This window comes from Psychrobacter sp. TB20-MNA-CIBAN-0197 (assembly GCF_040309765.1).
Lineage (GTDB): Bacteria > Pseudomonadota > Gammaproteobacteria > Pseudomonadales > Moraxellaceae > Psychrobacter > Psychrobacter submarinus.
The window spans coordinates 1-24,635 of the sequence record NZ_JBEOPC010000031.1 but is presented as its reverse complement, the minus strand read 5'-3'; the positions used below and the strand labels follow the sequence as shown (position 1 = coordinate 24,635).

The 24,635-nt window shown below is 46.0% G+C and carries 17 protein-coding genes and 1 pseudogene; 6 read left to right on the top strand and 12 right to left on the bottom strand.

What is annotated here, in order from left to right:
- Window positions 1-29 precede the first annotated feature (29 nt).
- From AAEY83_RS10300 to mrcB, 4 genes are all read right to left on the bottom strand, one after another.
- The gene (locus tag AAEY83_RS10300; protein ID WP_084212665.1) at window positions 30-1,016 is read right to left on the bottom strand and encodes a zinc-ribbon and DUF3426 domain-containing protein; all 987 of its coding nucleotides are present in this window, start codon (window positions 1,014-1,016) and stop codon (window positions 30-32) included.
- Between the two features lie 70 nt (window positions 1,017-1,086).
- A complete protein-coding gene (gene prmA, locus AAEY83_RS10295) occupies window positions 1,087-2,013 on the bottom strand; it encodes a 50S ribosomal protein L11 methyltransferase (protein ID WP_025647020.1) in 927 nt (308 codons plus the stop codon).
- Between the two features lie 84 nt (window positions 2,014-2,097).
- A complete protein-coding gene (locus AAEY83_RS10290) occupies window positions 2,098-2,847 on the bottom strand; it encodes a tetratricopeptide repeat protein (RefSeq protein ID WP_025647019.1) in 750 nt (249 codons plus the stop codon).
- 335 nt (window positions 2,848-3,182) lie between these two features.
- Window positions 3,183-5,627 (bottom strand): penicillin-binding protein 1B, encoded by a 2,445-nt coding sequence (gene mrcB, locus AAEY83_RS10285; protein WP_025647018.1) that lies wholly within the window; start codon window positions 5,625-5,627, stop codon window positions 3,183-3,185.
- A 419-nt stretch (window positions 5,628-6,046) separates the two neighbouring features.
- On the opposite strand from mrcB, the gene AAEY83_RS10280 reads away from it, so the two are divergent.
- On the top strand, window positions 6,047-8,848 hold the full coding sequence (locus AAEY83_RS10280; protein ID WP_037059815.1) for a heavy metal translocating P-type ATPase: 2,802 nt from the start codon (window positions 6,047-6,049) through the stop codon (window positions 8,846-8,848).
- Window positions 8,849-8,959: 111 nt separating this feature from the next.
- Here AAEY83_RS10280 and AAEY83_RS10275 read toward each other — a convergent pair whose 3' ends face one another.
- Complete coding sequence (locus AAEY83_RS10275) at window positions 8,960-9,682, bottom strand: Bax inhibitor-1/YccA family protein (protein WP_025647016.1); 723 nt, start codon at window positions 9,680-9,682, stop codon at window positions 8,960-8,962.
- A 522-nt stretch (window positions 9,683-10,204) separates the two neighbouring features.
- Between AAEY83_RS10275 and AAEY83_RS10270 the strand changes: the two genes are divergently transcribed.
- Together AAEY83_RS10270 and AAEY83_RS10265 are read left to right on the top strand one after the other, a co-directional pair.
- Window positions 10,205-11,329 (top strand): NAD(+) kinase, encoded by a 1,125-nt coding sequence (locus AAEY83_RS10270; protein WP_227501951.1) that lies wholly within the window; start codon window positions 10,205-10,207, stop codon window positions 11,327-11,329.
- A 34-nt stretch (window positions 11,330-11,363) separates the two neighbouring features.
- On the top strand, window positions 11,364-11,675 hold the full coding sequence (locus tag AAEY83_RS10265; RefSeq protein WP_025647014.1) for a YeaC family protein: 312 nt from the start codon (window positions 11,364-11,366) through the stop codon (window positions 11,673-11,675).
- A 268-nt stretch (window positions 11,676-11,943) separates the two neighbouring features.
- On the opposite strand, the gene AAEY83_RS10260 is transcribed toward AAEY83_RS10265, so the two are convergent.
- The 5 genes and pseudogenes from AAEY83_RS10260 to AAEY83_RS10240 form a co-directional block, all read right to left on the bottom strand.
- Entirely contained in the window at window positions 11,944-12,318 is a 375-nt protein-coding gene (locus AAEY83_RS10260; RefSeq protein WP_037059813.1) for a HopJ type III effector protein, read from the bottom strand.
- Between the two features lie 172 nt (window positions 12,319-12,490).
- A pseudogene (csrA, locus tag AAEY83_RS10255) lies at window positions 12,491-12,658 on the bottom strand (carbon storage regulator CsrA); the annotation flags it as partial.
- Window positions 12,659-13,100: 442 nt separating this feature from the next.
- Window positions 13,101-14,387, bottom strand: coding sequence for an aspartate kinase (locus tag AAEY83_RS10250; protein WP_025647011.1), 1,287 nt, complete (start codon window positions 14,385-14,387; stop codon window positions 13,101-13,103).
- Between the two features lie 267 nt (window positions 14,388-14,654).
- On the bottom strand, window positions 14,655-17,327 hold the full coding sequence (gene alaS / locus AAEY83_RS10245; protein ID WP_025647010.1) for an alanine--tRNA ligase: 2,673 nt from the start codon (window positions 17,325-17,327) through the stop codon (window positions 14,655-14,657).
- 138 nt (window positions 17,328-17,465) lie between these two features.
- Window positions 17,466-19,235 carry a TIGR00341 family protein gene (locus AAEY83_RS10240; RefSeq protein ID WP_025647009.1) on the bottom strand — a complete coding sequence of 590 codons (1,770 nt, stop codon included), beginning with the start codon at window positions 19,233-19,235 and terminating at the stop codon, window positions 17,466-17,468.
- Between the two features lie 273 nt (window positions 19,236-19,508).
- Between AAEY83_RS10240 and AAEY83_RS10235 the strand changes: the two genes are divergently transcribed.
- Window positions 19,509-19,721: a hypothetical protein gene (locus tag AAEY83_RS10235; RefSeq protein ID WP_025647008.1), complete on the top strand. Its 213-nt coding sequence runs from the start codon at window positions 19,509-19,511 to the stop codon at window positions 19,719-19,721.
- 168 nt (window positions 19,722-19,889) lie between these two features.
- On the opposite strand, the gene AAEY83_RS10230 is transcribed toward AAEY83_RS10235, so the two are convergent.
- Entirely contained in the window at window positions 19,890-21,371 is a 1,482-nt protein-coding gene (locus AAEY83_RS10230) for a L,D-transpeptidase family protein (RefSeq protein WP_037059811.1), read from the bottom strand.
- 435 nt (window positions 21,372-21,806) lie between these two features.
- On the opposite strand from AAEY83_RS10230, the gene prmB reads away from it, so the two are divergent.
- The gene (gene prmB, locus AAEY83_RS10225; protein ID WP_025647007.1) at window positions 21,807-23,000 is read left to right on the top strand and encodes a 50S ribosomal protein L3 N(5)-glutamine methyltransferase; all 1,194 of its coding nucleotides are present in this window, start codon (window positions 21,807-21,809) and stop codon (window positions 22,998-23,000) included.
- Between the two features lie 94 nt (window positions 23,001-23,094).
- Window positions 23,095-24,201: a chorismate synthase gene (aroC, locus tag AAEY83_RS10220; protein WP_025647006.1), complete on the top strand. Its 1,107-nt coding sequence runs from the start codon at window positions 23,095-23,097 to the stop codon at window positions 24,199-24,201.
- Window positions 24,202-24,315: 114 nt separating this feature from the next.
- Here aroC and AAEY83_RS10215 read toward each other — a convergent pair whose 3' ends face one another.
- Complete coding sequence (locus AAEY83_RS10215) at window positions 24,316-24,588, bottom strand: hypothetical protein (protein WP_351059019.1); 273 nt, start codon at window positions 24,586-24,588, stop codon at window positions 24,316-24,318.
- Window positions 24,589-24,635 lie beyond the last annotated feature (47 nt).

Here is a 24,635-nt window from a genome sequence, read left to right as displayed (position 1 = left end):
AGGTGTTTTCCTCAATATTGGGCAGATGATCAATAAATAGGTTCAATAGTAATCCTATCAATTTGCTGGCGAGTCAGAGGGATAGTAAACATAAAAGGTTGGCTGTAATTGGCAGACAGCTGGCTTTGACGAGTCATCAAGTAGTCTTCTGGTAGCGCAATAAACTCTCCGACTAATGCATCGCTACCATAAATACTAACTCTAAGACTAGGTACCAGCTGGGTCTCGGCACTTTGATTCGATAGGGTCGCTTGCACATCACTATAAGCAGTAGCCGCTTTAATCTTGCTTGCTCTAAATACGGGGTCAGAGATGACAAAAGCATCTAGATCAGCAGAGGGTAGTCGGCACGCCGCTATCACACACACAGCCTCCAAACGGGCAGCATAGTCTGGATCTTTGATTAAAGTATTTAAATTAAAGATAATATATTGGGCAAATAAAGATAAGGTTAAGACCAAGCAACCAGCGCTCCACAGTAATATTGCTACTGATTGCGGTCCGTCATCGTAGTGCCCCGATCGCGTCTCATCATCTTGAGCAACATAGCGCGGCACTCTATCTTGAGCTAAATTACGCTGCGCTAAGTCTTGATACAAATACTGATTACTCAGCGCTTTATCGATCTTGTTAGTGGGCAAAACGGGCTGAGTTAAATAAGGCGTTGATTGAGTAGTCGACTGCGAAGCACTCTGGTCAGCAGATTGTGCTTGAGCGTGACCGAGCGGCTTGTCGTGGTGACTATTATGCTTACTGAGCAGCTCTTCGAGCCAGTTATTATTTGAATGCGCGCTATCATCTGGTGTTACTGTATTATTCAATGAATCATCATTGGCAGAAACAACTAAATGCTCATTCACCAAAAAGTTGTGCTGACAATGGGCACAGCGCATCTGTGTGCTCGGTCGCTGTAAGAGCTCTGGCAATTCAGCATTTAGTTCAAAATACACCTGACAACTAGGACACTGAGTTTTGATACGCGTAGTCATGTCATCAAGTCCAGAAGCAGTGTTCATTAATTCTACTCAGCTACTATTGGCGGTAAGTAGGTACTGCCAATATCGTAACAGATGTAATTAAATGTTGCTAGCCTGTAAATGTTCCTGAAAGTCGTTGCCAATGATGATCTTCTTGCGTGGTAAAAGCATGCTTAGGGTCGAGGGTAAAATAGGGCTGATAAGCGTCAATAACTTGCTCAGTCTGCGACTCAATAAGACCTGCCAACACTAGCCTGCCTTGTACAGCGATAAGCGTTGCAAAATAAGGCGCTAACCCAATAAGCGGTTTTGCTAAGATGTTAGCGGCTATTATGTCTACTGGTATCACGTCATTCTCAGCGTAGTAATCGTTGAACTCTTCTGGTAAAAAAGCCAATAGCCGCTCATCAACTTGATTGCGCTCAGCGTTTTGCTTAGTGGCCAATACTGCTTGTGGATCAATATCTACCGCATAAACTTGACGCGCGCCCAATAGCAGAGCAGCTATTCCCAAAATACCAGAGCCGCAGCCATAATCGATGACGACTTTATCCTGCAGGTCCTCGTTGGTGAGCCAATCTAAGCATAAGCGAGTCGTTGCATGATAGCCTGTGCCAAAAGCTAAACCTGGATCCATAATGATATTGGTTGCTTCAGGGTTTGGAGGTGTCAACCATTCAGGTACAATCCAGAGGTTATTGGCGCATTCGATCGGCTGATAATGCGTCATCCATTCACGCTCCCAGTCCTTGTCCTCGACAGCGCTGAGCCAAGTACGACTGGCGTCTACTTGTGCAGCGATATCATGACTGAGCTGCTCGAGAGCCTGTCGATTACCCTGTTCGGTAGTGGCGTCAAAGATACCTGTTAGTACTACCTCATCCCATAGTGGCGACTCGCCAGGTAGTGGCTCAAACAAAGGCTGGTCGCCTGCATCGTCTAACATAATAGACAGCGCGCCCGATTCTAATAACAACGCTTCTGCCAAATCAACGTTGGTTTTTTTACACTGTAGATGCAGTTGTTGCCATGCCATAAAAATGCCTTTAAAAATAAAAGTGAGTTTAAAAATGATAAGTTCTAATGCTACCTAACACATACTGACTATCTCGCCTTGCTACTAACGAAGCGCCTGCTGCGCCTCACGAATCACGCGAGTGTTATTCTGTGCTTGTCCAGATCTAAGAATAAGCTGCCATAAAGCGCGGCGACGATTAGCATCTTGCGAGACAGTCAGGCCGCGGCGAGCCATCGCTTCGGCTTTACGGGGCTGATTCTTTTTTAGTGCGACTTGCGATAAATAAAAGTATACCGCGGACGATCTAGGCGCCAAACGCTGCGCACGGGTAAAGCTGTTCTCTGCTGCGGTCAGATTACCAGATTGCAGCTGCGAGGTACCGACTCGCATCAGGTTCTGAAAAGCAGGTAAATCGCTTTTATTATTAGAAGCTTGCCGGCTGGACTGTGAGGACTGCTGCGAGTTTTTACGGGCACGCTCTAATAAATCGCTATGTGAGGGTAAGCTCGGCGATTGAGAAGGCGTATTAGCGTCATAAACAGGTGGCTCTTCAATCATCGCATCCGGTAGCGGTATGACTAAAACATTATCATTAGGAAGCGTCGGTATGGGCTGATTCGGGGCTGAGCCAGACTGAGTTAAGGGGTTTTGACGATTGTTGCTATTTTCATAAGTCGTAGGGGCTTGGGCAGGCGGATGATAAGGCTCAATAGGGTAGCCATCATTGGTGTAGCTAGGTGCTGGCTGGCTAGAGTCAGCAACCGCAGTCGTTTGAGTAGTAGAAGTTACCGACCCTTGATTAGCCATTGTAGACGGCGCGGTTTGACAAGCGCTCAGGGTTAAGGCGCTCATTATTATAGTAGGAAGAAGTACGCGCTTCGACGGTAATGAGTGTGCTGCTCCGCTTGCCAAAAGTTGTGAGTTTTGCTGCTTTATTGTCGCCATATCCTGCTACCTCTACTTAATATTACATCATCTATAAACAGCAAAAGATTTACTGAATAATAGGGTGATTTGTTTTTGATAATAAGTTATGTGTCGTTATCATGTCACAATGCCACAATGCCACAATGCCACTATGCACGTATCAGTATACAGCCCCTAACTATAAATAATGGGCTTTAGATAACTCTAAAGCCCTTATTATAACTCGATTGTCCTGCTTTTAGCAGCTATTGAATCAACCTTTAGAACCACTCAAGCGCGCGGTCGTACCAAGTATCAGCGCCTCGTTGTGGCTCATTATTCTCCATATCTTCATCAGTGGGCTGTTGCGTATTGTCCAGACCTTCTGACTGTGGCTGCCCGAAAGTAAATCCGCGTTCACGCGCTTGTTCTTGCTGATAAAGCTGCAAAGCGCACTCACTAGCCTCTTCAGGTAGATAGGCGGACATCACAGGTAAGTAGCGTGCATTGGCGCAGCGCTCATTAGAGAGCTTGCCTGAGTTGTTCTCAAGCCATAACCATTCGATCCCTTCCGGCTCTGCCATGGCTACAGGAGTTAGCTTTAAACGGCGCATATAATCAACCCAAATCGGTAGCGCTCCAGTACCACCGCCAAGACCGATAGGCTTATTATCATCGCGGCCTACCCAAACCACACTGACATAGTTACCACTATAGCCTGCAAACCAAGCATCTCGGTAGTCATTAGTGGTTCCAGTCTTACCCGCTAAATTCAGCTCACTACCCAAAGACTGCGCTCGGCGAGCCGTACCTTCTTTGACCACTTGCTGCAAAGCGTAGTTGGTCAAAAAGTTGGCTTCAGGCGGCACACTGCGCTGTGTGTTGAGCCCAGTACGCTGCAAAATACGACCACGATCATCGATAACGGTACGAATACTATGGATAGGCGTACGAAAGCCGCCTGTAGCAAAGACCTGATACACGCCAAGCATATCCATCGGACTGAGATTAACAGCGCCTAATAGCGCAGAAGGGTAAGGAGAGATTTTTTCTTCGATACCCATACGGCGTAGTTGTCTGGCAAAAGTATCTAAACCAAACTCCATCCCTAAACGTACAGTGCTTTGGTTATAGGACTTAGCTAGGGCAGTGGTGAAAGGAACAAACCCATGATCGCGGCCATCGTAGTTTTCGGGGTTCCAGTCGTTACCGTTTGAGGTGACTGTGATAGGTGAGTCATCCACTGAGCTGGCTAAATTATAGCGTCCACTCTCAAGCGCGGTCATATAGATGATAGGTTTTAGCAGCGAGCCGACGGGACGTTTAGCATCTACCGCTCGGTTAAAGCCGGTGAACTCGCTACCGCTACCGACGACAGAGACAAGCTCACCGGTCTCAGGATTGGCACTGACCAAAGCGCTTTGTAAATCTTTGGTCTTACTATTATTACGGCGCAGCTCACCGAGCTTACGATCAATCGCTTTGTCTGCTGCTAGCTGTGCAATAGGGTCGAGGGTACTGATAATAGTCAGACCTTCGTTTTTGAGATCGTCAGCATAGTAGACATCATTGAGCTCGCGTTTAACGATGTCCAAAAAGTCAGGAAACTGGCTCTTACCTTCAACGGGCTTATCGACGACGCCTAAAGAGTTGTCAGAGGCAGCTGCATAGTCTTCTGCTGTCAGCTTGCCTATCGCTTGCATATTACTCAGCACCACATCGCGGCGCGTTTTGGCCGCTTCTGGATGACGACGCGGGTTATAGATGCTAGGCCCTTTTGCCATACCCACCAACATCGCTTGCTGATCTAGACGCAGCTCATTTAAAGGTTTATTAAAATAAAACTGTGATGCGAGGCCAAAACCATTAATAGAGCGATTGCCGTTTTGACCTAAGTAAATCTCATTTAGATAAGTTTGTAGTATCTCATCCTTGCTATAATGCAGCTCTAGCAGTATCGCCATCAACGCCTCGTTGGCTTTACGCTTAAGAGTACGATCTGAGTTGAGATAAAAGTTCTTAATCAGCTGCTGGGTGATAGTCGAGCCGCCTTGCATAGAGCCGCCTGAGAAGTTATTGATGACCGCGCGCGCTATGCCGCGTATCGATACGCCTTTATGCTCATAAAACGCGCGATCTTCAGTAGCAATTAGCGCATCTATGAGCGGCTGAGGCACCTCATCTAAAGAGACGACTAAGCGATCTTCGTTACTATCTGGATAGATGCCGCCGATACTGACAGGCTCTAGGCGTATGATACCTGTATCGTTTTGCTCAGTGCTCTGGATGCTTTGGATCTTACTATTAGCAAGCGTCATTTTGATGACTTGTTCTTTATCGACATCGTTAGCGCTATAGCTAAAGCCCCGAGTATGAATAAAGTAGGTATTGCCGGAGCGGTGGAAGCTACCAGTACGATCATAAGCGGTGTTGCTTTGATAGTTCAGTAGATCAAGCCAAGTCTTTATCGTGTCTTTATCGACATTAGCGCCTTGATACAACTCAAGTGGCTGCGAATAAACTTTAGCTGGAATATCCCAGCGCTTACCCTCAAACTTACTAGTGATAGTACGATCAAGCTTGATTAGGTATAGAGCCAATAACACCATAGCTACGATGACAATGATGAGTAAGATACTGCTAAACACAATCCCGCCTTGTTTGGAGGGTAGGGAGCTCATTGCAGCTCTAGGCGACTGCGGCGGGGTAAGATTAGGTTTTTGCACTGATAACACACCGTTTTAACATAAAAAAACTGCCTCATAATGACGCAAATTGACTAAATTTTCAATCTATCATCTCAGTTCCGGCATTCATTACGCCATTCATCATACAATGGCATAAAACCGTTATAATAAGTAGAGCTTATCGCGCTGTAATCGCAGCTTAATGAATAAATACCGATACCTACTTTTAATCTAGAATATCACTGCCATATAAGATAACGACTTATAGTGAGTCTCACTATGTTTTTTATATGAATTAAGCACCGTTTTGAGCAAGGTATAAGCAACATTAGTTAGATAGTAATTCCCAAATAACAGCGTACGGCTATGATTAGATTGACGATAAGATAGTTTTACCAAAAGCTGATTTTATAAAGTAATGTCCTCTAACAATAAGCCGGTCATTAATAAGAGCAATCATGTCCCCTTCTTTTTCATCCTCGTCTGTGTCCCATTCTCAGTATGACGATAGTTCCATCACCCAAGGGCTAGTGCTGCCGCAGGTTGGGCACTGTTTTCATTGCGGTGATCCAGTACCTAAGCCGCCATTTCACGCACAGATATTAGGCGAGGCGCGTGAGATGTGTTGTATGGGTTGTCAGTTGGCAGCTGAGAGTATCGTAGAAGCAGGGCTTGAGCAGTATTATCTTGATCGCTCAGAGATTAACCGTACCGCAAGCCTGCCCACTCAGTTAACGCAGCTTGAAGCTTATGATCATGATGAGATCAAGTCGCAGTTTGTCTACGCGCAAGAAGGTCTATCAGTCGCTGAGCTGTCAGTCAATAATCTGCGCTGCGCGGCTTGTACTTGGCTGATTGAGTCAAGGCTTTATGAGATTGATGGCGTGGATAAATGCCAAGTCAACTTGACCAATCAGCGCATGCGTATTATCTGGGATGAAAACAAGCTGCCCATTAGCCGTATCTTAGCGGTGATCAATGAAATCGGTTACGACGCCAAACCTTATCGCCAAGATACCCATGAGGCGATGCTAGCCCGGCACAATAATAAGATGCTGCTCAGGCTCGGTATCGCGGCTCTCGGTGCTATGCAAGCGATGATGTATGCAGTAGCGCTATACTTTGGTGAATATAGCGATATGCTGGTCTTTCAGCGCGACTTTTTGCGCTGGGTGTCGTTATTTGTCAGCACGCCTGTTTTCTTTTATGCTGGCGTGCCGTTTTTTACCTCAGCATGGTCGGCGATTCGTGCGCGTCAAGTCAATATGGATGTGCCGGTCAGTGTCGCTTTAATCGTCACGTTTTTCGCTAGCATGTATGCCACCGTGACCGGACAAGGCGAGACTTACTATGATTCAGTAAGTATGTTCATTTTCTTTTTATTAGCTGGGCGCTACATTGAGCATAATGCACGGCTAAAAGCGGCGACTATGGCCAATGATCTGGTCGTGGTTGAGCCAATTTTAGTCCAAAAAATCGCTGAAGATAAGGCGTCGGCTGCGCTAATTTTAGAGCGTTTAAACCAGCAAAGCCAAGCTGACGTCGCACCGTTAGTAGCCAGCGATATTAATAATGCGGTTGATACCAATGATGATATCAGTACCAATCTAAAAGCCAGTCCGTTACCTAACTTTATGCAAGATATGGACGCTAATGTCCACACACTGACGCAAAAGATTGCTGCCGCATGGCAACAATCCGCGGCTTCGGTAACCGAACTACATGCCGCTGATAAGTCCATGGTCACCGCTCAAAGTCTGCAAGTGGGCGATATTATCATGATCGAGGCAGGGGCGGAGATCATCAGCGATGGTATCTTGCTGAGTCCAACTGCGACCGTCTCACAAAGCCTGCTGACCGGCGAGGGCGACCTGATTATCAAGCGTCAAGGCGACTACATCCTTGGCGGCGCGCAAAATGACAGTCAGCCGTTTGAGATGCTAGTGACGGCCTTACCAGAAGACAGTCAAATGGGACTGATCGACCGGCTAATGAACCGTGCTATGAGCGAGAAGCCTAAGCTTGCGCAGCAAGCCGATAAGCTGGCACGTTGGTTTGTCGCGCGTATTTTGTTGCTCTCGGTCTTAGTGTTCATTGGTTGGTATATCGTAGATCCTAGTCTAGCCATTTGGGCCACTGTCGCAGTGTTAGTCGCCACTTGTCCTTGTGCATTATCCTTGGCAACGCCTATTGCGCTGACGGTAGCGACCAATAGGCTAGCAAGCTATGGATTTTTGACCACCCGTGGTCATACGCTGCAAACTTTGGCTGAGATTACCCACGTGGCATTTGATAAGACAGGTACGCTGACTTACGGTAAGCCCAATTTATTAAGTATTGAGCTGTTAAACGCTCAAGCATCAGCTCATGCCGACTCGCAAGATAGTCTATTAGCGATAGCGGCTGCGCTAGAGGTGGGCAGTCGCCATCCGATTGCCCACGCGCTGCTGACGGCGGCCTATCAGTTACACCTGCCAACTACCCAAAACCTTCAACATTACCCGGCAGGCGGCGTTGAAGCGATAGTCGATGGGGTTTTATATCGGATCGGTCATGCTGATTTCGCTATGGACGCTGCCCATGACGATACGAGCAGCAGTGCTCAGTCGCTAAATATCGATTTGATAGCCCATCGAGCCAGCTCAGCGGTGGTTCTATCTTGTCAGTCTTTAACTAAAAGCTCCGAAGATACTGTGCCTAGCTGGCAAGCACTGGCCTGCTTTTATTTCAATGATAAGGTTCGTGATAGCGCCAAAGCGACTTTGGACTCTCTAAAGCAGCTAGGAATAGAGTCAGTGATGCTAACAGGCGACCCTAGTCCGCAAGCTTTAGTTATAGCGGACACCTTAGGGATGAGCGCCGCTTATAATGGCCTATCGCCTACGGATAAAGTCAATCACATCCAGCAGCTACAAAGTAAAGGCGCAGTGGTACTGATGGTCGGTGATGGTATCAATGATGCGCCCGTGCTCGCTGCCGCTGATGTGTCTACGTCTATCGCTGGCGCCGCTGATCTGGCGCAAGTGTCTAGTGATAGCATTATTTTAAATGGTCAAGTCGAAGGTATTAATGCGGCTAAGCGCATCGCTGATAAGACCGAGCGCATTATCAAACAAAACTTTCGCTGGGCATTAGGCTATAACGGCATTGTCCTGCTGCCAGCTATCTTTGGTTATGTGCCGCCTTGGCTTGCTGCAATCGGTATGTCGCTAAGCTCCTTGATAGTGGTACTTAACGCTCTACGTCTGAAACGGGCTTAAAGGCTAGGCTACAAGCAAAACAATAGCATGAACATTGAGCAAAAAAAACGCCTGCTAAATATAACAGGCGGTTTTTTATTTTTAAAAGATGAGTAGCAAATAGCCTTAACACTAGTCTTGTAAGTAGCTTAGCAGACGCATAAATTCGATATACATCCACACAAGCGTTGCGAGGATACCGATGCTAAATAACCACTCGTAGTCTTCAGAGATACCCGCTGCTACGCCGCGATCGATATTATCAAAGTCAAGGAGGAGGGTAAAAGAAGCAATAACAATGACAAACAAGCTAAAGCCGATTGCAATAGCGCCGCCTTCAAACAAGAAAGGTAGGCTTGAGCCAAAGGCTAGAGATAGTATCCACTGCGCCACGTAAACGAGCATAATAGCAATAAGTGCTGAGGTGACAATCGAGCGGAACTTTTGTGTGACTTTCACCAGACCAGAGCGATAAAGTCCTAGCATCACTGCCGCGGTGACGAAGGTTGCGCACATAGCAGTGACAGGTACGCTTGGGTACATACGCATGAAGAATAGCGAGATACCACCCAAAAATATACCTTCGAGTAGGGCATAAGGGACAGCTAAGGTTTTGGCTTTTTTGGGTTTAAAAGTCATAAAAACAGCTAAGCCAAAGGCGGCAAACATGCTACCAAAAGCGGCCATAGTGATAAAACCTTGTGACAGTCCTGCCATAAGAGCATAAAAGAAAAAGCCTACGCCCGTGATAGCCGCCAGCCCAAGTAACATACTGGTCTTTTGGATGACACCTTTAACGGTCATAGGCTCGCCGCCGACCGCAAATTCTGCGCGGCTGACAATAGGATTAGCCATACATATATCCTTAATATAAAATAGTATAAATCAACGTTACTTTAGCAAAACCGGGATTATTGTCAACTGTCTTTGCGTGACTCATATCAAGGCTTAGCCTTGATATCCTCTGCTTATTGCTAAGGGTTAGCGAGCAGTCACAAGAAGGCACTACTGAGCGCTAAAACAGCGCTACTAACTATAAGTAAAAATGAATCACAGCAAATCAGCTAATGGTTAAGTCGGTCAATAAAAGCCCTTTTAAAAAGGTCATTTAAGACAAATCATTCAGCTAAAGTGAGCGTCTAACCTTTTATAGATGGGGTCGATTACGACAGTTAACAACGATGATTGGTAAAACATGCTAGTTTAACGCTTTATTTATCGCTATCATTAGCTTGATAGTTTATGACTAAATCAGCATTAGACTTTTTAAGTTTGTGGGTTGTCATCTAAAAACCCTCTTTCGATGCTGTTAATTATAAAAAGTCGATGTCATGCATCACTTACCTTTGCACTTCTTTAAGTTTGTCGAGTCGCTTTATGGAAAACTCAGCGCAGTCAGCCCGATTGCCACACTTGCACGAATCAGAACTGTTTCACGCCATCAAAAACCCAGCCTTTCGCCGCATTGGTCTGATGGGCCGTGCCGGCAAGCGCAGCGTTATTGAGAGTCTCATTCAAGTGGCAAGCACAGTCAACGAGATGAATCTAACGCTGATTATGGATGTGCAAACCGCCAATCTACCGACTTTAAATTTAGTAGATATCGAAAAGGTAAAAATCGTCAAGCGCAGTTTGATCGGTGAGATTTGTGACTTAGTGATTGTCGTCGGCGGCGATGGCTCTATTTTACATGCCGCTGAGGCATTGGCGCGGTACCGGGTTCCTGTGCTTGGGGTCAATCGCGGTCGTCTTGGGTTTTTGGCAGATGTGAAGCCCAATGAGGTTGCCTTTAAATTAAAGCAAGTATTAATGGGGAACTATCAGCTCGATCATAGGTTTTTGCTGACGATGGAGATACGCGAAGGCGACAATATCTTGCATGAAGATATGGCGCTCAACGACATTGTGCTGCATGCGGGCAAGTCGGTACACATGATTGACTTTCAAATGAAAATTGACGGTCAAGACGTCTATCGTCAGCACAGTGATGGACTCATTGCCGCGACTCCGACGGGCTCGACAGCCTATGCACTCTCGGGTGGCGGGCCTATTATCCATCCTAGCATGGATGCGATTTGTCTGGTACCGATGCATCCACATACGCTCTCAAGCAGGCCTATCGTGGTCAGTGGTAGTAGTGAGGTCTGTATTCGCATTCATGAGGACAATCGCACTCAGCCAATGGTCAGCGCTGACGGTAAACCTAGCGTACCTATTGAGCAGGATCAACGCTTATATATCCGTAAACATCCTGATAAGCTAACTTTGCTGCATCCACCAGGGTTTGAGTTTTATGAAGCTTGCCGTACTAAGCTGCATTGGAACGTACATGCCGAAGAGTTCAGTCTCGATAGCGATGACGATGATGACATTGAGATAGAAGGCATAGAGATAGAAAGCGTAGAGATACAAAGTACTGACCACCATATTATTGAGGCTGATGCTCAAAGTACTACCCCTGAGCAGATAGATACAAACACCGATCGAGTCACTAAATTTTAGACAGATTACAGATAGCTAAAGAAGAGGAGTGAAGATGAATAAAGAGACAGTACTAGCCAGTTTGACCCCGGAGATAGTAGATAAATTCCGAGTAGCCATTGAGATTGGTAAATGGCCAGATGGCCGTAAGCTAAGCGCTGAGCAGCGCGAAACGTGTATGCAAGCGGTGATGATGTGGGAGCACGAGCATCTAGAGCCCTCCGAGCGTGTCGGCTTTATTCATAAGCCTATCAAAGACGACGGCAGTATCGTGGGCGCGGAATGCGATGTCGAGCACGAACATCATTATCCTAATATGCCCAATCCTAAAGGCGCGATCCAACCGGTAAAATTCCGCGATCAATAATGCGTAATATTAGGGCGTGTCCCTAATTCAAGCGTTTATGACTAAATGGGCTAAAAATGGCTAAATCTTTGGCAAACGGTGTCAAATAGCTGGTCAATATCTTGATATTACCTGCGCTATTTTCCTTGTTTGCCTGCAATTTATCTCATTTTTATCACCATTTTTAAAATAGGGACACGCCCTAAAAGCAAAAATCCACACTATGATCATAGCGTGGATTTTTTGGTCTATGCTGTTATTTTATAAAACTAAACTTTTAGAACTAAGCTTACAAAGCAGTGGTATCGACAGTCGGACGTAGCGTTAAAGGATTTTTTTGCATCAAAAATCCTTGCCAACCCCAATGCAAGAAATTGCGGATATTGGCGTGATCCGTACCCTTAGGTGTGGCTAGCACTTTTTCATAATGCTCACCAAATAGTTTAAGGGTATCTAGCTGGTTTAGGCCATGATGCTTAGCAAAGCCAAAGACTTTGGCACTACCTTCGTTTTCGCCAGCGGCATTGTGCTGCATACCATTGACAAACGGCGCTGGGGAATAACGATAAAAATCGTCAATAAAGCTGATAACATCGTTAAAACCTATGGCTTTTTTATTCAAACCATTCAATAAAGCCGAGACGTCGGATTGGCGGATGCTCATAGTAAATGACCTCAAAAAGATTAAAATTACAAAGAGTAAGCGCTTATAGGCAGAGCAGCCGTAACGGGTCTGCTATAAACGATAAAGCTCTATTTTAACGATTAAAATAGTCTTCGTCATCAAAAGAGGGCGCAAAGTTGCCTTGCTCGAGATGTTGCATCTGTGATTGTACCGTGCGCTCTTGCTGGATACGCTGGTAAATCTCTTCGCGATGTACCGCGATATCTTTTGGCGCGTTAACCCCTATGCGTACTTGGTTACCCTTGACGCCTAGCACAGTAACACTGACCTCATCACCAATCATTAAAGTTTCGCCAACGCGGCGAGTTAAAATTAACATGCGTCACACTCCTTATGTCGCAGTAAAGAACGATTACTTATCATATGACTTCTCAATTACTCAATATCACTGAATGAACCAGTATCGAGCTGTTTAAGGTTTTAATTCACAAGTAATTATACCGTCTAAAACAAGATAAACAGGGTCAATAACTATAGGTATCATTTTGCCCAAATGAACGCCCCATTATAAGTCCCATAGACCGTACTGTCACGGATTTTAACAATACTACTGGATAAAGCCGAAGTCTTGTGACTATTTAGCGCCAATAAAAGAGTAAGCAAGCAGCGCTATTATGGAAATTATGAGTATAATAGTCATAAAAAACAGAACCTTGATAGGTTCTGTCATTTTGTATATTAAAACTTATTTTAGCCGTTTAGCAAAATATCAGCGGTTAAGCGCAGATAAATAAAAAAACAGCTAGAATTTATGCTAGAACCTATTGTCCAGCAACTTTGCTCTCACCGTCTTCACGATCTAAGCCAAATGCTGTGTGCAAGGATTTAACTGCTTTTTCTAAGTGCTGCTCTTGGATAAGGACGGAGACCTTGATTTCGCTAGTAGAGATCATTTGTATATTGATGTTGTTCTCCGCTAAGGTCTGGAACATCAAGCTTGCAACCCCTGCGTGTGAGCGCATACCCACACCGACCAAAGATACTTTGACCACTTCGCTGTTACCTAATATCTCTTTGGCACCGATGTCGTCTTTGATTTCATCGTTTAGCACTGCCATCGCTTTATCTAAATCAGTACGGTTGACAGTAAAGGTGAAGTCAGTGGTACCTTGGTCCGATAGGTTTTGCACAATCATATCGATTTCGATATTGGCATTTCCAATCGGACTTAAAATAGCTGAGGCAATACCGGGGTGGTCAGGGACGCCGCGTACCACAATCTTTGCTTCATCACGGTTAAAGGCGATACCTGAGATAATTGCCTGTTCCATACTGTCTCCTTCGTCTATCGTAATTAGGGTGCCCACGTTATCTCTAAAATCATCGTCAAAGCTGCCATCGTTATTGTCATCGAAGCTCGATAGCACTCGTAAGGGCACACCGTATTTACCGGCGAACTCTACTGAGCGAATCTGTAAAATCTTGGAGCCAAGGCTTGCCATCTCGAGCATCTCTTCAAAAGTTATTTTTTCAAGTTTTTTAGCTTTTGAAGTGACGCGTGGATCGGTAGTGTAGACGCCGTCAACATCAGTATATATCTGACATTCATCAGCACCTAGGGCAGCTGCGATAGCGACGCCTGTGGTGTCTGAGCCGCCGCGTCCGAGAGTGGTAATATTATCGTGCTCATCGATACCCTGGAAACCTGCCACAATGACGACATTACCGGCATCTAGCTGCTGGCGGATGTTTTCATCATCGATGCTCTCGATACGGGCTTTATTATGTGAGGTGTCGGTCTTGATAGCGACTTGACGACCGGTCATTGAGCGCGCGCCAATACCTAGATCCTGAATGGCCATAGCAAGTAATGAGATCGACACTTGCTCGCCAGTGGAGACCATTTGATCATATTCACGAGGATCAGGTTGAGCGCTGATTTGACGTGCCAAATCGATGAGGCGGTTGGTTTCTCCGCTCATCGCTGAGACCACGACGACGACTTGGTGACCGTTATCATGCCAGCGTTTGACGCGTTTGGCGACGTTCTTAATGCGGTCAATACTGCCCATTGAGGTGCCGCCGTATTTTTGTACTATTAACGCCATAAGATTTTACCTATTCTGCATCCTCTATCAACTATAAGTGTCCATTAAATCCAATCGTATTTTAATGACCGTGCATAGTGATAGAGTCAATTAATATTTGAACGCTGACCTTTATACCATAATCAAAGCACAAATTTAAGTCGCCATGCCGCTTTGATACATGGTAATTAATTATCAATGCTATAACCAACTGCCATCTGTCAAATACAAATCAGATGTAAGTTAAGCGTTTTACTATAGAAACGAGCTAACTTAGCTTAATTGAGCTTAACTTAATTTAGCTTCGATCCAAGCGGGTAGTGCCTCTAACACAGCGCGAGTATTGCCAGATTTTGGCGCGCCGCCTTGCGCGTAGTCAGGCTTACCGCCGCCTTTGCCACCAAGCTCACCTGCCAAGTGACGAATGATATCACCGGCTTTAATCTGCGCAGTCATCGACTTCGCTACGCTCGCAGCGAGTGCTAATTGCTCGTCTTTATCACCGACTAATACGATGATGGCATCAGGAAGCTTGGACTTGATATCGTCCATTAAGGGGCGGATAGATTTACCGTCAATACCGCTCAAAGTGCTGACCAGTACAGGCGTATCTTTGATGGTTTGCACCTCGTTCAATAAATCTGCCGCTTGACTGCTGGCGAGCTTTTGTTGCAAGCGCTCGAGCTGCTTTTCTAAATCGCGCTGCTTATCTGCCATGGTCTGTACGCGCGCGGCAACCTGTGGACGCTTAACTTTGAGTTGTCCGGCAAGAGTCGCTAGCTGCTGATCATTTTGTTGAACATACTTGACAGCGCCCATACCAGTGAGCGCCTCAATACGGCGAATACCAGCGGCGATACCAGATTCACCAGTGATCTTAAATAGGCCGATATCACCGGTACGCTGCACGTGTAGCCCGCCGCATAACTCAATAGAGAAGGGTTGGTTATTCCCATCGATAGTCATCTCGGTGCCCATGGTGAGTACGCGCACCTCGTTACCGTATTTTTCACCAAATAACGCCACCGCGCCTTTTTCCATGGCTTCATCAATAGCCATGTTCTCTATACAAGCTGGCGTATTGGCTTGGATTTGCTCATTAACCAAACGCTCAATTTGCGCAATCTCAGCTTGGCTTACCGGCTTATCATAAGCAAAGTCAAACCTTAGCACTTCACTTGAGACGAGCGAGCCTTTTTGGCTGATTTTATCGCCGAGTATATGACGTAGAGCCGCGTGTAACAGATGGGTAGCAGAATGGTTTTTAGCGCTCGCAGCACGGATGCTTGAGAGCACTTGCGCCTCTGCGCTTTGACCTGCGCTAACAGTACCCATGCTGACGACGCCATAATGGATAATGGCTTGCCCTGATTTTTTGGTGTCTTGTACGCTAAAGACGCCAGACTCGCTACGTATCTCGCCAAGCTCACCGACTTGTCCGCCGCCTTCGGCGTAAAAAGGCGTACGATCCAAGACGATAACGCCCTCGCTGCCTTCTGCTAGAGACTCGATCGCATTACCGTCTTGATAGAGCGCAGTAATATTGACATTATCATCGCTGAGCTGCTCGTAGCCAATGAACTCAGTTGGCGTCTCAACTTGGATGACGCTACTGTAGTCGACATCGAATTTGCCAGCATCACGAGCGCGATCGCGCTGCGCTTGCATCTGTTCGTCAAACTCTTCTTCATCGATGCTGATACCGCGCTCACGGGTAATATCTGCAGTGAGGTCAAGCGGGAAGCCGTAAGTATCATAGAGCTTGAAAGCGGCAGCACCAGAGAGAATATCGCCATCTTCTAAGCTCTCAAGCTCGCTGGCGAGCAGACGTAAGCCTTGGGCTAAGGTCTTGGCAAACTGTGCTTCTTCTTTTTGAATAGCGGCTTCAATGAGGCTTTGTTTGTCTTTTAGCTCAGGATAAGCATCGCCCATTTCACGGACTAAAGGCGCTACCATCTTATAAAAGAACCCGCTCTCAGCGCCAAGCTTATTGCCATGACGTACCGCTCGGCGAATAACTCGGCGCAGCACGTAGCCGCGGCCTTCATTGCCTGGCATCACGCCATCAGCGATCAAAAAGGATACGGCACGGATATGATCAGCAATCACCTTTAGTGAGGATTGCTGCTCGTTGTCAATCTCTAAAATAGTTGCCGCAGCGTCCATCAAGTGGCTGAATAAATCGATTTCATAATTGCCATGCACGCCTTGCATAATAGCGCTAATGCGCTCAAGTCCCATACCAGTATCGACACTAGGGGCGGGTAGTGGCAGCATGGTGCCGTCTTTTTGGCGATTAAACTGCATAAACACGCAGTTCCAAATCTCGATATAGCGGTCGCCATCTTCCTCAGGCGTACCAGGCAAGCCGCCCTCAATCTCAGGGCCATGGTCATAAAAGACTTCGGTACAAGGGCCGCAAGGACCGGTATCACCCATTGTCCAAAAGTTATCAGAGGCGTAAGGGGCGCCCTTATTATCGCCGATACGGATAATACGCTCCGCTGGCAGGCCAATCTTAGTGTGCCAGATATCAAAAGCTTCGTCGTCAGTCTCATAAATAGTGACGTAGAGACGGTCTTTGTCGATAGCTAGCCATTCAGTCGATGTCAAAAACTCCCAAATATAAGCAATACCGGCTTCTTTAAAATAATCACCAAAAGAGAAGTTACCGAGCATCTCAAAGAAAGTATGATGACGCGCGGTGTAGCCGACGTTATCTAAATCATTGTGCTTACCGCCTGCCCGCACACATTTTTGTGAAGTGACCGCGCGCGTATAATCACGCGATTCCATCCCCAAAAAAGTCTCTTTAAACTGATTCATACCGGCGTTGGTAAACAGTAAAGTAGGATCATTATGCGGAATAAGGCTCGATGAGGAGACAGGGGTGTGCTGCTTGCTTATAAAAAAATCGATAAAAGCTTGACGAATCTCGGCTGTTTGAGATGGCTGGCTCACAGCGGCTCCTTACAAAAAATGGTTTTAAGATAGTTATAGAATATTAAATTTGCCCGCGATTTTAGCACATACCGCCCTCGTTGAACATTCGCAAATAGTCACTGTGAGGGCTAATACACTAGCAGTCATAAACAGTCGTTAATTGGTCAAGATGGCCGCGTCTGTCTTATCTAGTTTATCGGTAACTAATGGATTGGCTTCAATGACTTGTACAGGTAGGTAGCGCAGTTGTAGCTTAATGGGTAGATACTCCGGAAAGTTCTCTACCATATCAGCGGTGATGAGCGCCTCAATTTGCTGGACATCGTAAGAGCTAGGAGTCGTCTCGCCGCGAATAATAGCGCGCACGATTTGGTTCTCATTCGAGGTCTCAAATTGAGTGTTGGTCAGTACATTGCCTTTGTCGATAAAATAGCTGTTTATCGCCTCTTTAGTGCTGCTCTCAAAGACTTGCTGCTTAGCATTGGTTTGTAGATTGATAGTCAAATAAGTACCGAGTCCGGCAAGTAGTAATAAGGTCACTGCATTGCGGCGTAAAAAAGTCAGATAAGTGTTTGATTGATAATCATCATCGACTAGGCGGCGAAAGCCAAGTAGCCAGAGCACTAAAGCGTTGGTAAATTGAATAGCGATAATATTAGTAATAGCTAACAATAGCGCCCCAAGACCTAATTGCATCTCGCTATGAGCGAATAAAATACCGCTTGCCGCTAGAGGAGGCACCAAAGCGGTGGCTACCGCGACGCCTACGACCGCGACCGATAGATGTGGTGATACCATTGCATACGCGCCAGCTGTGCCGCCAGCTAGCGCAATCATTAAGTCCATAGAAGTGGGCTGAGTACGCGATAAAATCTCAGCGGTCAGCGGTTGATCGTTATGCAGCAGCCCGATCAAAAAGCCTACGAGCACCACTAAAGAGACGCCCGCGATGACCGTAAATAGCGACTTCCACAGTAGCGGCATACGGTGGTCAATAATCGCGAGCGCCACGCCAGTGATAGGTCCTAACATCATCGCCACTAGCATCGCGCCGATGACAACCGCTGCAGAATTAGTCACTAAGCCATAGCTTGCGATAATGGCCGAGAGGATGTTCATAATAAAATACATCTTACTCGGTAGGGCATTGGCCTCGATTTTGACGCGTACTTCTGGATAATCGACTTTTTGGTTACTAAACTGTTCAGCGACAAACTGCTTATAAGACTCAAGCTTGGCTTCTTTTTTCTCTTGTACTTCCTCTTTTGCGTTTTCTTCCTCTGCAGTACTCTTAGAGTCGTTCTCGCTTTGCTTAGAATCTATATTGCTAGCGTCTGTGTTGCCGGATACCTTTGCTGTCTCACTGTTTTCTATATACGCTTCATCAACACACATCGCTTGCTCATCAGACTGGTTACTATCGACATCAGCAGTGTCGCCATGGGCGCTAGTTCCTGAGTCATCGGTAAGGGCGTTTTCATCAGCTGCTTGGGTATTAGCAGTGACAGTGGCACTGTTGGCTTTAGTAAATACTAAGTCAGCCATTGCCAAGTGAGCAAAGTCGATGTTAGAAAAACTGACGTTAGAAATGCTAAAGTCCGCAGCTTCTAAGTTGACAGCTTGAGCTTGCGCCATCTCAGGTGTGATATCTTCAACCGTCGCGACAACCACTTCTTCGCTAATAGCCGTCATCGTCACTTTCGCGTCAGAATGATGATGTCCTGCTTCTACGGTATTTATCTCTTCACTTTCAGACTCTAAGGACTCGTTGTTATCAGCATGCTCGCCAGCGTCGTCGACGTCGACACTATTATCAAAATTACTATCATTACTATTAGGGGTAGATGCAGGCTCTTGAGCGTTCTTGTTGTCAGATTTATTAGAGCTATCAGAGTCATTAGAGCGGCTAGCAGGGTTAGCGGTCATAGTATTGGACTTTCTCAAAGGTAAGAAGAAAATCACTATTGTAAAGACAAATAGGGGAGGAAGTATAGATTTTTGCAACAAGCGAGCTTTGAGTAGCAGAGCAAGCGGTAAAGTAATTGTTTTTAATACGCTAGATAACTCCCTAATATTAGCATGGTTTTAGCGATTAGTCGCCTAGTTTTGGTGGCTTTGCTGGTTATAATAAAGACTTACTTTTTATGTGGGTTTAAGGTATAAAGTAATTATACCCACACAAAATATAAGGATTAGACTATGAACTGGCCACTACTTTCTGTTGTTTACTCTATGGCAGCTACTGTCATCGTCGGCTTACTGATGATCGCCGCTTTAGTAACCGGCTTTAACGAGATACGGCATATTCAAATAGCCATAGTCATAGGACTACTAGTCGCTATTCCAGTCGGTTTATTTTTTACCAAAAAAATAGGCAGCATCACTGGTAATGAGGAAGGCTATAAGGCTTAAAGGCTATAAAGCTTAGATGTGTTTGGAGGGCAGTCTAGCTTGTAGACTTAGCAAGGGCTTTGGGTCTAAACGTTATGATTTAAATAAAAAAACAGCCTATGTGGAGGCTGCTTTTTTATTTTTGTTAAGACTGTTTTTGACGTCAGATATACGCTCGTAGCTCAGTCGTTATTGTAGCTCAACTGTCGCGCCATTTTCGATATTGGCGTAGACTTCTAGCACATCCCAGTTGGTCAAACGCACGCAGCCTGCCGAGGCTTGGCGACTGATGCCCTCAGGCTTCGGTGAGCCATGAATACCATAAGAAGGTTTTGATAGTCCCATCCATACCACGCCTACAGGACTATTAGGTCCTGGCGGCAGCATATGTACTTTCTTATCGTCACCTTTGCCAACGGTCGCTTTATACCATGGCATCTTGACTTTATTGATAATCTTAAAGCTGCCTTGCGGGGAAGGGGTGCTCGCACTACCGATGGTCGTCGGATAAGTGGCAACTAATTTATCACCGTTATAAGCGTATAACGTTTTATCCGCTTTATTGGCGACCATACGGTTGATACGTTGATTGAGAGGCTCACGATTGTTTAATACGGTGATGGTCTCGCCCGCCTTGTACGTTTTGTTTTTGTTTAACTTATCGAGATAGCGTACATCCATATGGAAGCGCTCGCCTAACATCTCTTTGATGTCTTGATAGTAAAGGCCTTTGACTTTTGACTTTGCCTCAGAGCCAGATGGCAATCTAGCAAAATTAGTATTTACATCATCTTCAGTAATGGTATAAGTGACTAGTACTGGCTTATTGGCAGGAATGTTTTTGTTAAGAGCATCCCAAGTTTTTTGATCCATTTTACCAGTAGCAGGCAGACCTTTCATGTTTTGAAAGTTGACGAGCGCCTTTTTACTATTCATACCCCAACCACCATCGATAGGGCCTGGTGAAGCATGGTTCCAGTCGAGAAGCGCTTGCAATTTAATCGTCATCGCTGAGTTGACGTTCATGTTGGGCGACCAAGTCGAGCCATTGACTTGCTTGGCATAATTGGATAAATCTAGCGTGGTATATCTCTTACCATTCTTATCCTCGATGCTCTTGATAGCAGACTCATCGCCGATGTTTTGGAGCTGTGCGCTATTAGTGACTTCAAAATTTGAGGTGTCCGCTGCCGCACTACTAGGGCCTGCTAGAGCCTGACCGTCACTGATATCATCAGTCGTATCAGACTGCTGGTCTTTACGGGTGAGCTCTTCTACGCTCATATTATCAGCGGCAACAGCGTTAGATGCTGTGTTGTTAGCAGCGATGTCTGTAGAAGCTATGTCGTTAGAAGCTATGCCAGTCCCGATATTAGGCTGAGCGGCGCGTTTACTGTTAATCAGTTGTCCCATTCTATCAGAGGCTGCCGGCGTACTCACTTGCGGCTGAGCATTGGTTGCTGAGTCGTTATTCGGCAAAGTGTTACGCGCATCACTAGCAACTGAGCTGCTACGACTCTCTTCTAGATTGATACCAGATAAGCTGTCGATATCTGGCAGATTGTCTACAGGCAAAGTACGAGTATTGTCTGTCGGTGCAGCAAAGACAGTGGCACTAAGACTCAGCGTGGCAATAGAGATTGCAGTTACAATAGGTTTTATTTTCATCATAAAGGGTCACAATGTGGTGGTTATTATGGAAGTATTATGCGCATTATCTGGACGCTTCGCAAACTTTTAACCCCTCTTTTTGTAGTAATGAGCAGACAGACGTCAGGCGTTGACGCTTTAATGACTAGGGAGAGAGGATTGAGTCATAATATAAAGAGTATATTGCGCAAAACAGACGCTTAGCAAGAAGCGAGTAAGGTGCTTTCGAGTCAGGTACTATTAATGCAACTTATACTAAGCATGCTTCTATCATAACATGATTGCTCTAGAAGTGCAGTTCGTCTGAGTAGAGTGCAACCGGGGATTTGCTATTATCAGTTGTAGGATTGATTGGCGTCATATTCGCTTTAAGTTTATAATGCTTTAAATCGAAACCAATAATTTTATGCTATCAACAAACCTTAACGCTATCAAACAAACCATAAAAGAGGCCGTATGTCAGACGAGCAGATAATGAGCGCAGAAGACTTTCAGCAGCAAAATCCAAATCAGTATGACTATGATGGTCATGATCTAGATGGACATGAGCTAAATGCTGAAGACACCGATCATAGCGAATTTGCTAATTTTCATAGTGAGCTTGAAGAGGCGCGTCAGCAATTAGTGACGATTCGCGATTTCATTCGTTTTTGTGTGACGCAATTGCGGAACTATGATGTGGTAGTAGCGCAAGGTACGACCGACGAATTCGCTGAGGCTTCTGCTATTGTTTTGCACTCTTTGTCGCTTGACTGGTCAGCAAATGAGCAAATATTAGACTGCCGTCTGACTGCCTCAGAGAAGCAAGCGGTGCTAGAGCTATTAGAAGCGCGTATCATTCAACGTAAGCCGCTTAGTTATTTGATCAATTTAGCGTATTTTTGTGATTTACCTTTTTATGTGGATGAGCGTGTGCTTATCCCGCGCTCGCCAATAGCTGAGATGATCCGTCAGCAGTTCTATCCATATTTCGATGTCAATGAGCTTGCCAAGCCGATTGGTATCAGCAGCATAAACGCTATGGATGCAGGCGAGTCAGCCACTAAGTTCTTCGAGCACGGCCTTGACATGAAGCAGTTGACACAGCCTGAGCGTATCTTAGACTTGTGCACCGGTTCTGGCTGTATTGCTATTGCGCTTGCGACACGTTTTGTCGATGCTTTGGTGGACGCCGCTGATATCGATAAAGGCGCGCTTGAGGTGGCGATGGTCAATGTCGATCATCATGATCTGGGGCATCAAATCAATGTGATTGAATCTGATTTGTTTGCTAAGCTGCCAAGCGACAATCAGTACGAACTTATTGTCACTAACCCGCCTTATGTTGATGCGGCAATCATGGCTGACTTGCCGCCTGAGTTTCTATATGAGCCTGATCATGCGTTAGCCGCCGGTCAAGACGGCTTAGATCTAGTGCATAAAATATTATTTGACGCCGCTGATTACTTGACGCCAGAAGGTCTACTCGTCTGTGAGGTTGGCGATAGTGAATGGGCACTGATGCAAGCTTATCCTGATATTCAGTTTAATTGGTTAAAGTTCGCTCATGGCGGTCACGGTATCTTTGCGATCACTTATGATGACCTGTTAGAGCACCGTGAGTCATTTGCCCATTATGTACAGCTTTTAGAGAGTCATCAAGTGCAATAATCAGCACCTTTTACCAGTAAAGAGGTAAGTGAAGCCAAAAGCGTAAGATGGACAGTAGCCCAATATTAATAGCATTGAGTATTGAAGGATAGACATGGCAGGTAATAGTATAGGAAAACTCTTTAGTGTCACAACTTGCGGAGAGTCGCATGGGGCTGGCCTGATGGCTATCATCGATGGGGTGCCGCCAGGTATGGCATTATCTAGCGAGGACTTGCAAGTTGATCTAGATCGCCGTAAGCCTGGGACTTCTAAGTACGCAACCCAGCGCCGCGAGCCCGATGAAGTCGAGATCATCTCTGGCGTCTTTGAAGGTAAAACGACGGGTACTTCTATTGGCTTACTGATCCGTAATACCAATCAAAAATCTAAAGACTATAGCGACATTAAAGATACTTTCCGCCCCGGTCATGCCGATTATACTTATAGTATGAAGTACGGCTTTCGTGATTATCGCGGCGGCGGGCGCTCTTCAGCTCGCGAGACTGCCATGCGTGTGGCCGCAGGCGCTATCGCTAAGAAGTATCTGTCTGAGCGCTTAGGTATACAGATTCATGGGCATGTGACGCAGATTGGTAATGAGTACAGCCAAGTCACTGATCCAAGCCAAATCGACTGGGAATTCGTCAATAGCAATCCATTCTTTTGCGCGGATAGCGAAGCAGTATCGCGCTTTGAAACCTTAATCGATAGTCTGCGACGCGCGGGCACCAGCTGCGGTGCTAAGCTTGAGGTTGTCGCAAGCGGCGTACCGGTCGGGCTTGGTGAGCCGGTATTTGATCGCCTAGATGCTGAGATTGCCCATGCGATGATGAGCATCAATGCGGTGAAAGGTGTGGAGATCGGTGATGGTATGGCGGTCGCCGGTCAATTCGGTCATAAATCTCGCGATGAGATGACTCCGGATGGCTTTACTGCCAATCATGCTGGCGGTATCTTGGGCGGTATCTCCTCTGGGCAAGATATTAGCGTCAGTATCGCGCTCAAGCCTACTTCTAGTATTACCACCCCTGGCAAAAGTATAAACACCGATGGCGAAGCGATCGATATGCTCACTAAAGGCCGTCATGACCCTTGCGTTGGAGTAAGAGCGACGCCTATCGCTGAGGCGATGCTCGCGATTGTATTACTCGATCATTACTTGCGTCACCGCGGTCAAAATGCAGACGTAGTCGCGCCGGTTGCATCGATTACTGAATAGCTCTAAGCCTTGGGTCAGTAGCGAGCCTTTTATCTTTTATTGACTCTCATTAAAGGTAAAAGGCTTTTTTGTGCTTGTAACAGTGGTACGAGGTGCTCTGATGTTGATTCCCTATTAAGCGACTTTTGAGTAGTCATCAGTGGCTACGCAGCGTTGGTGTTTAAAGACCAATAATAGCTGCTGGCTAGGAATCGCAAGCCAGTGTCCAAAAGCAATACTTTCAATATTACTGTTAGCCAATAATTGACGACACTCCTGACGGCTATACCCTAAGTAAGGGTTTGTTGTATGAGCGGCTGTAGTATGAGTTGGAATGAGTTTTTTCATAGCATTTATCACCAGCGCCGTAAAACCACATCCTTCTAGGGCATGGATGTAAGGCGTCAACCGTTGTCACCTAAGATGACATCTACCTTGTCAACTCTGCTTATTGA